Source organism: Fodinibius sp. SL11 (assembly GCF_052060035.1).
Lineage (GTDB): Bacteria > Bacteroidota > Rhodothermia > Balneolales > Balneolaceae > Fodinibius.
This window is the reverse complement of the sequence record NZ_JBPOEA010000017.1, coordinates 26,036-39,193: the sequence shown is the minus strand read 5'-3', so window position 1 is coordinate 39,193 and position 13,158 is coordinate 26,036. Positions and strand designations below refer to the sequence as shown.

At 37.7% G+C, this 13,158-nt stretch carries 15 protein-coding genes; 5 read left to right on the top strand and 10 right to left on the bottom strand.

The genetic code is table 11. The annotated features are described in order from the left end of the window. Positions 1-2: 2 nt before the first annotated feature. Both ACQ76V_RS14135 and ACQ76V_RS14130 read left to right on the top strand, forming a co-directional pair. Entirely contained in the window at positions 3-3,038 is a 3,036-nt protein-coding gene (locus ACQ76V_RS14135; RefSeq protein WP_441001157.1) for a type I restriction endonuclease subunit R, read from the top strand. 28 nt (positions 3,039-3,066) lie between these two features. After that, positions 3,067-4,425, top strand: a complete 1,359-nt coding sequence (locus ACQ76V_RS14130) for a deoxyguanosinetriphosphate triphosphohydrolase family protein (RefSeq protein ID WP_441001156.1) — start codon at positions 3,067-3,069, stop codon at positions 4,423-4,425. 8 nt (positions 4,426-4,433) lie between these two features. Here ACQ76V_RS14130 and ACQ76V_RS14125 read toward each other — a convergent pair whose 3' ends face one another. Then, on the bottom strand, positions 4,434-4,727 hold the full coding sequence (locus ACQ76V_RS14125; RefSeq protein ID WP_441001155.1) for a hypothetical protein: 294 nt from the start codon (positions 4,725-4,727) through the stop codon (positions 4,434-4,436). A 143-nt stretch (positions 4,728-4,870) separates the two neighbouring features. Between ACQ76V_RS14125 and ACQ76V_RS14120 the strand changes: the two genes are divergently transcribed. Beyond that, positions 4,871-5,197, top strand: coding sequence for a helix-turn-helix transcriptional regulator (locus ACQ76V_RS14120; RefSeq protein ID WP_441001154.1), 327 nt, complete (start codon positions 4,871-4,873; stop codon positions 5,195-5,197). A 124-nt stretch (positions 5,198-5,321) separates the two neighbouring features. Here the strand turns inward: ACQ76V_RS14120 and ACQ76V_RS14115 are convergent, their stop codons facing one another. From ACQ76V_RS14115 to ACQ76V_RS14075, 9 genes are all read right to left on the bottom strand, one after another. Continuing rightward, positions 5,322-6,386 carry a hypothetical protein gene (locus ACQ76V_RS14115; RefSeq protein ID WP_441001153.1) on the bottom strand — a complete coding sequence of 355 codons (1,065 nt, stop codon included), beginning with the start codon at positions 6,384-6,386 and terminating at the stop codon, positions 5,322-5,324. Between the two features lie 213 nt (positions 6,387-6,599). After that, entirely contained in the window at positions 6,600-7,046 is a 447-nt protein-coding gene (locus ACQ76V_RS14110; protein ID WP_441001152.1) for an excisionase family DNA-binding protein, read from the bottom strand. Positions 7,047-7,087: 41 nt separating this feature from the next. Then, entirely contained in the window at positions 7,088-7,492 is a 405-nt protein-coding gene (locus tag ACQ76V_RS14105; protein ID WP_441001151.1) for a hypothetical protein, read from the bottom strand. A gap of 21 nt (positions 7,493-7,513) precedes the next feature. After that, entirely contained in the window at positions 7,514-8,266 is a 753-nt protein-coding gene (locus ACQ76V_RS14100) for a DUF5131 family protein (protein ID WP_441001150.1), read from the bottom strand. Between the two features lie 11 nt (positions 8,267-8,277). After that, positions 8,278-9,216, bottom strand: a complete 939-nt coding sequence (gene tcmP, locus ACQ76V_RS14095) for a three-Cys-motif partner protein TcmP (RefSeq protein WP_441001149.1) — start codon at positions 9,214-9,216, stop codon at positions 8,278-8,280. Continuing rightward, positions 9,206-9,526: a three-Cys-motif partner protein TcmP gene (gene tcmP, locus ACQ76V_RS14090; protein ID WP_441001148.1), complete on the bottom strand. Its 321-nt coding sequence runs from the start codon at positions 9,524-9,526 to the stop codon at positions 9,206-9,208. The genes tcmP (ACQ76V_RS14095) and tcmP (ACQ76V_RS14090) overlap by 11 nt, the downstream gene beginning before the upstream one ends. Positions 9,527-9,550: 24 nt before the next feature. After that, a complete protein-coding gene (locus ACQ76V_RS14085; protein WP_441001147.1) occupies positions 9,551-9,859 on the bottom strand; it encodes a hypothetical protein in 309 nt (102 codons plus the stop codon). Positions 9,860-10,440: 581 nt separating this feature from the next. Next, complete coding sequence (locus ACQ76V_RS14080) at positions 10,441-11,124, bottom strand: glycine zipper family protein (RefSeq protein WP_441001146.1); 684 nt, start codon at positions 11,122-11,124, stop codon at positions 10,441-10,443. Positions 11,125-11,126: 2 nt separating this feature from the next. Continuing rightward, positions 11,127-11,408 (bottom strand): helix-turn-helix domain-containing protein, encoded by a 282-nt coding sequence (locus ACQ76V_RS14075; RefSeq protein ID WP_441001145.1) that lies wholly within the window; start codon positions 11,406-11,408, stop codon positions 11,127-11,129. A gap of 188 nt (positions 11,409-11,596) precedes the next feature. On the opposite strand from ACQ76V_RS14075, the gene ACQ76V_RS14070 reads away from it, so the two are divergent. Further along, the gene (locus ACQ76V_RS14070; RefSeq protein WP_441001144.1) at positions 11,597-12,214 is read left to right on the top strand and encodes a type IV toxin-antitoxin system AbiEi family antitoxin domain-containing protein; all 618 of its coding nucleotides are present in this window, start codon (positions 11,597-11,599) and stop codon (positions 12,212-12,214) included. A gap of 120 nt (positions 12,215-12,334) precedes the next feature. After that, positions 12,335-13,099 (top strand): type IV toxin-antitoxin system AbiEi family antitoxin, encoded by a 765-nt coding sequence (locus tag ACQ76V_RS14065; protein ID WP_441001143.1) that lies wholly within the window; start codon positions 12,335-12,337, stop codon positions 13,097-13,099. Positions 13,100-13,158: the final 59 nt, after the last annotated feature.

The following is a 13,158-nucleotide window of genomic DNA, read 5'->3' as shown; positions in this document are numbered from 1 at the left end:
GTATGAGTCAACAGATCAGAGAGCAGTACTTGGAGGAAGATATTGAAAACGTCCTGCTACAGGAGCAGGTGGAGGGCGACCGCGTCAAAGAAGAAGGCAAAGAATATACTGTGGCAGGTCAACCAGGTGGATACTGCCAGCGTACCACCGAAGACTATGACAAGTCACTCTGCCTTATTCCGAAAGATGTAATTGATTTCATCAAGGCGACCCAGCCAAAAGAATGGCGAAAGTATAAAGACATAGTAGGCGAAGATGCCGAGGATGAGTTGCTGAAGGAAGTAAAAAAGAAGATCGATCGCAGGGGGACGATCTTCGTATTTAGAAATGTGCTCAGGGCTTCGGGCTGTCGATTTAAGTTGACCTATTTTAAGCCTAATACCAGCCTGAATCCAGAGCTGCAGAAAAAGTACAAGGCTAATTTCTTTTCGGTAGTGCGTCAGCTCAAATACAGTGAAGAAAACGAAAACAGCCTCGACATGGGCATCTTTCTTAATGGACTGCCCATTTTTACCGTTGAGCTGAAGAACCCCATGAATGGTCAGGATGTGAAGGATGCGATAGCTCAGTATAAAGATGACCGAGAGTCGCATGAACCTATCTTTCAGTTTAAGCGGTGTTTGGCTCACTTTGCGGTAGATCCGGAGGAGGTTTACTACACCACGAAGCTGGAAGGGTACAAAAGTTATTTTCTACCTTTTAATAAAGGCAAGCAGGGGGGAGCCGGAAATCCTACGCCCATGGGAGATGAAGATAAGTATGCGACGTCTTATTTGTGGGAAAAGATCTGGAGTAAAGACAGCGTGCTGAATCTTATCCAGCACTTTGTTCACACGATGGAAGAAACAGAAACTGATCCCAATACGGGAAAAGAGAAGACCAAGGAGACCTTATTTTTCCCCCGGTATCACCAGCTTAAAGCAGTCAGGCGAATGGTGAACCATGCCAAAGAACATGGTACGGGCCAACGGTATTTAGTACAGCACAGCGCAGGTAGTGGTAAGAGTAATACCATTGCATGGCTGGGGCATCAGCTTTCCTCTTTGCATGATGCTACGGATGAGAAAGTGTTTGATACCGTTATTGTTATTACCGACCGTCGTGTGTTGGATAGACAGTTGCGCGATATAGTACTGGAGTTTCAAAAAGAGCGTGGGCTGGTAGAACCCATTGGAGATGAAGACACTTCTGAGGATTTAAAGGAGGCACTTCGTAAAGGCAAAAAGATTATCACCACAACGTTACAGAAGTTTCCCTATATCACCGAAGCGATGAAAGATTATAAGGGAGCTAATTTTGCAGTGTTGATTGATGAGGCCCATTCCTCAATGGCCGGTAGTACCACAAGGCAGATGAATGAGGTACTTTCTCCGGTTTCTCTGGATGAAGCAGAAGACACAGACGATGTAGAACCAGAAGATCTGTTTGATCATATTGAGCGACTGGTACAGAGCAGAGGGCAGTTACCCAACGTCAGTTATTTTGCGTTTACTGCTACGCCCAAAGAAAAAACGCTGGAGTTATTTGGCACTGAACAGCCTGATGGCAGTTACGAGCCGTTTAGTCTATATACCATGCGTCAGGCTATAGAAGAAGATTTTATTATCGATGTGCTCGAAAATTATACGACCTATAACAGTTATTTCAAGTTGCTTAAGTCTATTGAGGATGACCCCAAGTATGATCAGGGCAAAGCTTCAGCTATGCTTAAAAAGTTTGTTAGCCTGCACGAGCACGCGATCAATGAGAAGGCCAAAATCATTGTGGATCACTTTCATCAATTTGTTTCACATGCTATTGCGGGGAAGGGGAAAGCGATGGTCGTTACGAGATCACGGTTGCATGCCGTACGGTTTGGGTTGGCGATTAAGAAAATTATAGGGGAAGAAAACTATCCATATAAGGTGCTCACCGCATTTTCAGGCACAGTCAAAGATCCTGAAACGGGAAAGGAATATACAGAAAGTGGCATGAATGGTGTTCCGCAAACCCAGACCAAGGATCAGTTTAAGAAGCAAGACTATCGGTTTATGGTGGTGGCCAATAAATTTCAGACGGGTTTTGATCAACCGTTGCTGCATACCATGTATGTGGATAAAAAGCTGGGGGGAGTTAATGCGGTGCAGACGTTAAGTCGGCTTAACCGTACGCATCCTCAAAAGCAGGGGACGATGGTGCTGGATTTTGCGAATGAGGCCCAGGATATACAGCATTCATTTAGTAATTACTACGAGAAGACATTCTTAAGTGAGGGAACCGACCAGAATGTGCTTTATAATCTGATGGAGGATTTGGAGGAGTATCGATTGTACAGTGAAGTAGATATTGATCAATTCGCTGAGCACTACTTTTCCAAGAATGTAAAGCAGGTAAAATTGCAGAATATACTGGTACCGATTGCAGATCGGTTTAATGAGCTTGGAGAAGATGAACAGCGTGACTTTTATCGCAAGCTGCGCAAGTATGTTCGCACCTATTCCTTTCTTTCCCAGATTCTTCCGTTCGATGATGTACCGATGGAAAAGTTCTATGCTTTCGGTAAATACCTGCTTCGCTTGATTTCACTTGATGAGTCAAAATTACCACGAGAAGTATTGCAGGAAGTTGATATGGACTCTTATCGTATCCAGCGCATGTTTAAAGGGGATATAGATCCGAAGCGAGGAGGCGGAGAATTAAAGCCGGGTGATATTGATGGAGAAACATCGGGGAGTAATGAAGCGGAGGAATCGCTATCCGAAATAATCCGGGTGATTAATGACCGATACGGCACAGACTTTAGTGAAGATGATAAAGTATTTACCGCATTCCGCGATCGTCTATATAGGGACGAGGCGGTACAAAAAAGTGCCGAAGCCAATACCAAAGAGAATGCCAAGATTACTTTTGAAGATAAGGCCCGCGAGCATGCTCGGGAAATGATCGATGAGCACTTCGGTTTCTACAAAAAGTTCAACGATGATGATGACTTCCGGGACGCTTTAGTGCATATGCTTTTCAATGATTTCCAGAGCTGGATGCAGGAGAAGAGTTCGTAATAATTCTTTTTAATAAGTCAAAAATGAAATGAGTTCTAAGAATCAAGAAATTGATTTATCAACAGAGGATAGAGAGTACATAAAGAAAAAGTATAGAGAAATTAATGGAATTCATGAAAGAGCTCATGAAGTCCAAATAGATGAAAGGGAGCGTAATGATTATCAGAGAGATTATGCAAGAGTTTTATACTCTTCTTCGTTTAGGCGTCTTCAGGGCAAAATGCAGATCCTTGGTATTCATCATGATAAATTTTATCGAAATAGATTAACTCATAGCTTAGAAGTTGCGCAAATAGCAAGAACAATGGCTGGTAATCTTAGGAGGGCAATTAAAGATGATGATTTATCTTTCTATGGAAAAGACATGTATGTAATTGATACGTGTGCATTAAGCCATGATTTAGGTCATCCTCCTTTTGGTCATTACGGTGAAACTATACTTAATGACATAGATAAAGAGATTAACTTTGAAGGTAATGCACAATCAGTTAGGATCTTGACCAAGTTAGAAAAGAAGGCCCCTAATGTCAGAGGACTTAACTTGACTTTTCGATCTTTGTTAGGAACATCCAAATATATTTATTCAGAAAATGAAGAGCATGATGGCAAATATCTTTATAAAGATGATCATAAAAAGTTAACAAAATATGCTGGAAAGAATGATATATGTCTACGAACACTTGATGTTCAGATTGTTGATATTGCTGACGAAATAGCCTATGCAGCTCATGACTTGGAGGATTCTTTGAGTTTAGGCCTATTTACGATAGATGAATTTATTCATGAATTAAAGGTATGGTTAAAAAGGGAGTATCCTGACAGCAACGCAGATGATAAGTTTCAGGAGCTTGTAGAGAAGTGTAGGGACTTTGCATATAAAGGAGAGTCTTTTAATTCATCAGAGGAATACTCTTTCCTTTTTAAGAAGGAGTTAACGTCAAAAATTGTAGATACCTTAATCAAAGATATTGGTTTAGTTGAGGTGGAAGAAGAAATGAAAAACAAAACCAATACAGAGCAATCAAAAGAATTGGGTTTTAAAAAGTGGGGTGTTTTATCGAAGGCACTTAAAAAAGTAACTTTTGAGTGCATTAATAGATCTGACATAATCCACCTTTATGAAGCAAAGGGAAAGGCCGTTATAGAAGGATTGTACAAAGCTTTTATTGATAAAGCTTTTAATAAAGAAAATCAGCTCCTCCCTCCTGAATATAGGCCCTCTGATAAATTAAAGGACAGTAGAAAAAGACTGATTATTGATTATATCGCGGGTATGCAAGATTCATATGCAGAGTCTGTTTTTCTCAAATATTATGGAGAAAACTCTTTAGATCAGCTCTACTCTGAAGAAGAGTATAGGCTCAAAAGCTCAAAGTATCACTTATAAATAAGACACTAATTAACTAGATATCCAGATTGATTGCCCGATTGGGCATAGCTTTTTGAGGTTTTCGGGACAAACTGCTTGGCTGAAGATTCACCTTTTAAGGTCATTCCGTTTGACGGAACGAAAGTACTTATAAGAGAAACCCAACCTGCTGCAGCTCCTATTAATATATCTATCGGATTTTTAGTAGTTGCATGCCCAATGACAGCATCGATGCCAACTAAACCACCAGTTACTACAGCACAACTTTGAGGAGTATCCTTTTCCAATGCTTTTTTGATAACTAAGAGAAGTGTTGCCATACTTTCAGGGAAGCCTATGGGCAACAAAACGATTGGTACATATCAAAAAAAGTTTCTCATTTCGAGTTCAATTTTTTAAATAAAATATAACATCATATTGATAGCTAGTTTTAGTAACTGCAATCCTAAAAAGAGAACTCAAAATGAATTTAGAATCCTATTTAACGAAAATCATAAAACAATCAGTGGAAGCTGCTATTCGAGAAGAACTCGAAGACTTCAAAGAAGAAATTTCGAATGCTATTACTCCTAAATCTAAAAATCGTCATGAAACCAAAGATAGCAGTCAACCAGAAAGCAAAATAATAAGGCCCAAGGAACTGGCTAATATGCTTTCAATAAGCATATCCACTTTATATAAAATGCAAGATGAGGGGCAACTACCACCTAAGATTAAAATCTCTAATAATGCAGTTGGCTGGTTGAGGACAGATATTGAAGAATGGTTGAGTCAGAGAAAAATGGGATGAATTGTTTTATGTGTTATTGGTTAAATTGAAGTTTAGCAAGGAGGGATGCAAAATCCCATTCTATCCAGAAACGTCCCAACTTGTCCCAAACATTGTCATTTGTTGTCAAAGGGAAACATTTTGTTCATTTCAAGATCTCATTAACTGTTTGCTTAACTGGATTCAGGCGATCAGCATGATTCGTGGCCCACATAATCCATGCTTTAAATTTCAGTTCCTCTTCTCTGGTTAGATCCAGTTTAGTTTGTTGTTTCTCTATTTCAGCTATAAAGTCATAAATATATTGTGATTTGGTAAAGGTGGTTGCTCGTTTTTTAAGTTTGTTTCGGCGTTGTTTTTCCTCATTTCGTCGCTCTTTTGCTGCCTCTTTAATTTCTCTCTTTTTCCTTTGCTTTCGGTGATATTCTTCTCGTTCTAAACGCCTCTTTTTTACTTGTTCCATGACCTGCTCAAGCTTTATAAAGAATTCACCTAATCGATCTTCTAATTTCTTGGATTTTGTATCTGATAACACTTTTCCCGTCCGATCATAGGTTTCTCTAAATAATGCCAGTTGCAGTTCTCCTATAGGTGTATATTCATATTCTGGCCAACGCTGATCATCAGAGACTTCAGTTCTATTACCTTTTTCCCTTAATTGAAAATAGACCTCGTCTTGTCCGTTGCCGATTAACATCCAGTAGGATTTATTCTTCCTTTTCGTCGTCAGGTTATAGCCTTGTTCTTCTATCTCTTTTAATAGTGCGTCTAGTATGCGCAAACTTCTCTCAACATTATCAGGTCCAACAGAGAGATCCAACGGTGTACCACCCCTAACTCGGTTATAACGGTTAAGAGATGTTTTGTCAATATTCTTGCGTGCCTGTTTGATTAAAGGGTGAGGCTGGGTTAGCCTTTTAGAGACAGAAATTTGTTTAGTTGGTTTAGTTTGTTCTTTCTGCATTCTACTTTCTTCACGAATCGTTAAGGTAAATGACTCCTTATCTGATTCAGGTAGTTCAGGTTTAGTGACTTCTTTATCATGTCTGAGTTTTGCCCAATATCCTGCAGATGGTGTTGGTATGTCAAGTTCCTCACAAGCTTTGTATAGTTTATGACTGCTTATCTCTAACTCGTCAGTCAAATGAGATACCGGCTTTTCCCAAACCTTTTCATAGAGTTCATTTCGTTCGAAAGTAATCTTTTTCATTTGAACCTCCTTTATATCGATAAATTATTTGGTGGTCTCCATATTCTGGGTGATCGAGATAATAATCAATGTCTAAGCCGGTAAAAGACTAATGCCATCATAAGTTACTGAAGACGATCGGGCGTTAGAATGGAAATATGGAAGCCGTTTTTTATGGGCTTATTCACAGGGACAAATATTTTTTAAGAGGGGCTATTGGGAAGAATTCCCGAATCAGCTATCATCACCCTGATAGCTTGCATTATATTTTCCAGTATCCGTTACCTTGTCAAAAAGTTCGTCCAAGGTTTCTTTACGTTTCCTATCTCTCTTATCAGCATACTTCTTAAGATCTCTGAAATATACTCTGCGGTGGGTGCCAACGTAGTGAAAGTCAATCTCTCCTTTTTCAAGTAAATCAACTAAATGCTGCCTTGAAACTACCAGAAAGTTGGCTGCTGCTTGGGTAGTAAATGTTTCATCCTCCGAGATCATAAAAATTGAGTGCCCTTGTTTTACATGCTGGACAATATCGGAAAGCATCTCAAATATAGGTTTGGGAAGCTCCGTTCGATTACCGAAAGAGTCAATTAAAGAAGGTAATCCTTCACTTTTCAGAAGGTTTTCTAACTCTTCTATTTGATGTTCATCCAGTGAGGATGATTCAAAACGCCGTCCCATAGTAGTAGGATTTATTGATCATAAAGTAAACGCTATAAACATTAGTTACTAAAATAGACGTTAATATTCTGAATAATATTTTTGGTTTCTTGAATATTTTGATCAGCATTTTCAAGATGTTGATGGATTTGCTCTAGCTTTCCTTCATTATTCAAAGCTTTAACAATCCCCAGTTGTCTAACTTCCTTAATTACCTCAAGAAGATTTGTAATTTGATCTGTCAGGACCTTATCCAATAATTCGCGATCGATGATAATTTGGAGATAGTCATCAACGTCTAGGTTGTCATACTTATTTATTTCTTCCTGATCTAATTTTTCCTCTACAATAGCTTTCAATGTATAATTTAGTGCGGGTACTATCTGAAAGGAATATTTAAGCCTCGGGTCATTGTACAAATCTTCAAAAAATAAGTTGCTTGAAATAATATTTTCTAATTCTCTCATGATATATTTAATTGAATATTCTTATGCTGGCATTTGTCGATAGACTTGTCCTTCTAATTGACAGCCACCTTTAGCATGCTGCGGATGATCTTTTGACTTAGTTGGATCTTCATCATTGACATTGAATTCAGATTTTCCCCACTGTTTGAAAAAGAAAGGGACGTTGGCATCTAAGCATGCATTTTTAATTTCAACAACCCATTCTTTTTTGAGAGGTCGTGCGCCAGGTCCAGATTCTCCGCCAACAATTACCCAATCGATCCCATCAAGGTTAATATTATGTATTGGACCAATAAGCGGTTCAACAGATAGGAATTTTATATGCGCATCGCACTGGCGTAATAAATCTATTCGGTGTTTAACATCATCACGCTCAACAGAAGTCCCCATCCAAATATTACTTTTCCAGTTTAGCTCACTGTTTAATTCAATTACCCGTTCTGGCCGCTTCGTTAAAAGCTGATAAGTATGTTGCGGGGTATCAGCCATTACTTTAAATACTTTTTGAATGAATTCTAGAGTAGCTTCTTCATGGAATAAGTCGGACATCGAATTTACAAATACCAATCTGGACCCACTCCATGCATGGGGTTGATATAACGCATCTTCATGCATACGGAATGCAAATTCATCTTGATATTTCTCCACCCCCATAGCTTTAAGGCGCTTTGACATACGCTCAGCATAACAATTCTTACAGCCTTGGGAAACTTTGTTGCAACCCGTGGTAGGGTTCCAGGTTTCTTCGGTCCACTCAATCTTGGATTTAGACATTTTATTATTTTTTAAAAATTGATAATTGTTTGTTTTTCACGACAAATGAGATCATCATCATTTAAACTAACATCTGTTCGCTTTTTTCTACCAGAATTTGTTGTGATTTTTATTTGCTTAAGCCTATAAAGCTGCATTATTGCATCATAGATCATTTCTTTTGTAGCTGGTGTATCATCCATTTCCCTCAAATAAAACTTGTGGGCAGTAATCTTATCATAGGATAAATATTTAGGAATTTGAAAAATTAATTGCTCTTCACTTTCTATCTTATCGTTATAATCAAAGGAAAATTCTTCCTGTCCTGTATGTTTTAAATCCTTTTTAGGATCATATGCTGAAAATACACGCAAACCTTTATCGGTTTCACTGTAAAAATGATTACGATATTCCCAATGAATTTTTTCCATTTCATTTTTTGCTATTTCTTTCATTGAAAAATGAAGCAACCAGTATGCACGAGAACTATTGCTAGATTTAATAAATAAATTTGAAATATGTTTTGCAGAACTCTTATCTCTAAAATCATCAAAAAGGGCGAATTGAATAAGAGCTTTCCATCTTCTTTTTTCAGCTTTTATTTTCCTGATCTGTGTTAAGTCATAATTAAGCCCAACATTATCCAATGTTTTTTCAGATACTCCTTGATCTGATAAGTAATCGATCATTGAATCAACATTAAATGTCAATATTATTTCCGAATTTGGTAATTCTTTAAAAATATAATTAATAGTTCCGACTGGTACTTTTTTGTATCCATATTGATCAAGAAGAAAAATTGTTCTACGTGATCTTCCTTTTCTTTTTTTTATGTCTGAAATTATATCATCTAATTCTGATCCGAACTTTGACCGTCTTATTATTATTTCATTATCAATTTTGTAAGGTGTCTCAAAATCATTTTTGATAAAAGACTTCAAAAATTGTTTTGCTTTAAGATCATTTTTCAATGAAATAAAATTTGGGATTTATTTTGAAGCCCTTTTTTTTAGAAACGTCCAAAAAAGCTTCAACTTCTTGTACTTTATTCATTAAAATTAATGGAGATCCCCAGTGTTGATTTCCATCTTCTCTAGTGTAAAGGCCTCCACCAGAAAAACCATCAACTAGATTTATTGTTAATTTTTTTGAGTGATAATGTCCCCCAACAATTTTTAAGTAAACCTCAACATATTTGGCAATTACATCATGCTTTGTGATGCTGTGTTGTGATATTTCAGGGATAATCCCCTTTTGATAATCCCATTCATATTTTCCCATAAAGAATAGTGTTTAGCTTAATAGTTACACCCCAAAATCAAACTGATCCAACCACTTATCATATTCATCAAACGTACTCACATCGCTTGGAGCATCATTAAGTATTTTCCTTGCTACAGCTAGCCGATCGTCTTTTTTGATGATTACTGATTGATTGCAATAATCATTGACATAGCTCAATACTTCATAGCCCTGTCGCTTATTTAGGTTATTACCGTCCTTCCCATTTCTTACGGTTTCATCATCATACGGACCTGACTCCCATTGAAAATAATGACCTTCAATCGATTCAAGATCTTTTCTTGATATGTTAAATAAGTCTTTTAATGACATAATAAATAGATTTTGTTACTATTTACACCTGCGTCTTTTGGAATTTGTTAATAGTATTAAGTAGCTCATCACCTTATTCCTTTTTGCGCGGAAATAAGATTTTTGCTTATTAATTAATGATTTGATGGCACACAGAAATTTATGTTTAAGAAGTAATACGGGAAACATCCAAAAGCAAGTGAGGCGTCTTATTAAAATTTTCTGGTAAGATTTAATCCGGGAAAAGCTGAAAAAGCACCCCCCAAAATGCTTCCCGATACTTAAGAAATGTTTAGCTATTTATTTTCTACTTCTTCCGGTATTTAAGAAGTATGACAATCTTCAGAACAATGGGCGCAGCCATTTGCAGGTTGATATCCCTTACGTTCTGCTTTTTTAACAGCCGAAGAACAACGGGTGTGGTAACCCAAATCTACCCTGTGGCTTGGTTTTGGTAGCCAAGAACAATTCGAATCATGCACTTCGTGATCGCCATCATCATCTTTTTTGGTATGAACGTAATATCTTGCCATATAAATACCAGCTTATTAGAGATATTTATTAGTAAGACCGTAATAGGGTACAATCCTTACAAAAAAATCCTAATTGGGCAAAAAACCTGACTGATTAGAACTTTCTGAGTAGCCTTTTAACAACATTTGGTTATTAACTGATTGAGCTAATGCAGGCTGGTAGCTAAAGTTGTTAACTGGCTTAGAATACTTATACATATAAAGAGCTATTCCAAATCCGGCCATAGCCCCAACCCCTGCTCCCGTAGTGTTATTAGAAACAGCATGTCCGGTAATTGCACCCAACATGGCTATGATAGCTCCAATAACGGCGCGACTTTGCGGTGTATCTTGATCAAGTGCTTTTTTGAGTACCAACGGTAGCGTAACCATCCCTGCGGGGCGGACGTAGTCTTCTCCTTCCGGCAAGAGGGAATAATTATTGATGATCTGCTCCGGCTTAGTTGTACTTTTTTTACCCTTATTAGGGCTAATTTTAGGCTTATTTGGGAGGGAATCCTCAGGATTAGTTCGTTTTTCAGGTTTTTGATGTTCTCCGGAAACCAAAAACCCTGGTACGTCATATCCTTTAATGCGACCGGTATCTGTTTCAACGGCCCATTCATATACAGGGTATCCCCCGCAATTGTATCTCTTTTTAACAGCTTCAGAAAGAGAAGGGGCTGCAACATCTAACACTTCGGCTAACTGTTTCCCATTTAAGAATATAAAATTGTCCGTAAGAGAGGTATTATTAGTAGATTGGATTTCCATAGTTATTCATTCTGGTTAAACAAATAGGCTAATAAGGCAACAATACCTCCGGTAAGAAGTGCGCTTTTCAGTCCATTTATGAATTGTTGTTTTTGTTGTTCCCCCTCAACTGCATTTAATCTTGTTCTTAGCTGGATCATTGTAGCTAGAGCAAAATCATTCGGCTGGGCCGTCCCCCGTTCCCATTTAAGAACAGCTTGTGCGGTAACGCCAAAATAGCGACCAAATTTAGCTAAACTCCATCCTAATCGTTCTCGTAATTGGTTTATTTCTTGTGGTTCCATATAGATAGAACATACGAAAAATTCCGATAAAAATCATCTAAGTTATTAACTAAGTTAATAAAATAACCTAAATTAGGCCTAATTAGGCTAATTAGGGTGAGAAATTAGTTGTTTAGAATTGATTCCAGTAGTTTTTATGTAGATAAAATCGCATACACTTATTTATAAATGTATGCTAAATTATAATTATGTCTGTATCCAACGAAAAGATAAAAGAAGCGCTTTCCGTGTTTGAAAATCACGGGGGAATTATGCGTACTTCGGAAGCACTTGAAGAAGGTGTTCACAGTCAAACTCTTTATTGGATGCGCGACCATGGATATCTGGATAAGCTTGAACGGGGAGTATATAAAATTAGTGCAACTAAGTCGTTGTCCAATCCGGATCTGGTTATTATTGGTACGAAAATTCCGGCGGCCACGATATGCCTGATTTCAGCACTGCACTTTCATGATATGACAACGCAACTTCCTCATAGAATTCATATAGCTATTTCTAGAACCAGGAGAAACCCCAAGCTAGATCATCCTCCAATTAAGGTTCACAGGTTTTCAGGAGATAGTTTTACCGAAGGCGTAGAAACCCATGAGATAGATGGTATAGATATTCAGGTATATAACCCGGCTAAGACCATCGCTGATTGTTTTAAATTCCGGAATAAGATTGGTCTTGATGTAGCGATAGAAGCTTTAAAAGATGGGATCAGAGAGAATAAAACTTCATTTAATGAGATTGATAAATTTGCTAAGATATGTAGAGTACAAAATGTGATTCGACCTTATGCAGAAACAATAGCACATAGTTGAATTCCAAATTCTCTTGTTCATTTTTAATTACTGTTCACGTTTCATGAACAAGATAAATTTATGAACATAGGCTAATCAGTTTAAAAAAGTTAATATTTGTCTATATATTATTGACAAATATTGAAAAAAATAAACCAAATATTACAAAAGTGGCCTCAAGGTACTGTTATAACCACTAGCTGGTTAAAGAGTCAGGGCATATCTCGACAATCCGTTGATAACTATAAAAAAAGTGGATGGTTAGAACGGCTAGGTCAAGGAGCATATAAAAGGAAGGGCGATGAAATATCGTGGCCAGGCGCCTTATATGCCTTGCAGGAGCTTGAAAAACTTCCTGTATATGTCGGAGGTAAAACAGCATTAGAGTTGCAGGGTTATGGCCATTATATCAAAATGGCTACTCGTGACAAGGTAATATTATGGAAAACACCTGAAGTCAGGCTACCGTCGTGGTTTAAGAGTTATGATAAGTGGAAGAGCCAATTAGATATACGGTCTGTTACTCTTTTTTCAAACGAAGTAAATGCGCTTTCTGATGCAACAGTGCAAGAGGTAGAAGTCCGAATATCATCTGCTGAACGAGCGATTTTGGAGTATCTTTATGATGTGCCGAGGCATGAAGGCTTTGATGAGGCTAATTATATCATTGAGGGGCTTGTGTCTTTACGCCCAAATGCACTACAGTTTTTACTCGAAGCGTGTAATTCCATACGAGTAAAGAGATTGTTTATGTATATGGCCGAACATCATCAACATAGTTGGCTCAAAAGAATAGATTCTACAAAAATAGATTTTGGGAAAGGTAAAAGGGAAATATTGAAAGGCGGTAAGCTTAATAAAAAATATAAAATAGTAGTGCCGGAGTTATCCAGGGAGGATCAATGATCGATATCAGAATCAAGCACGGCAATTGTTGAATTCGTGCCTATTGGAGTAAAGTTGCA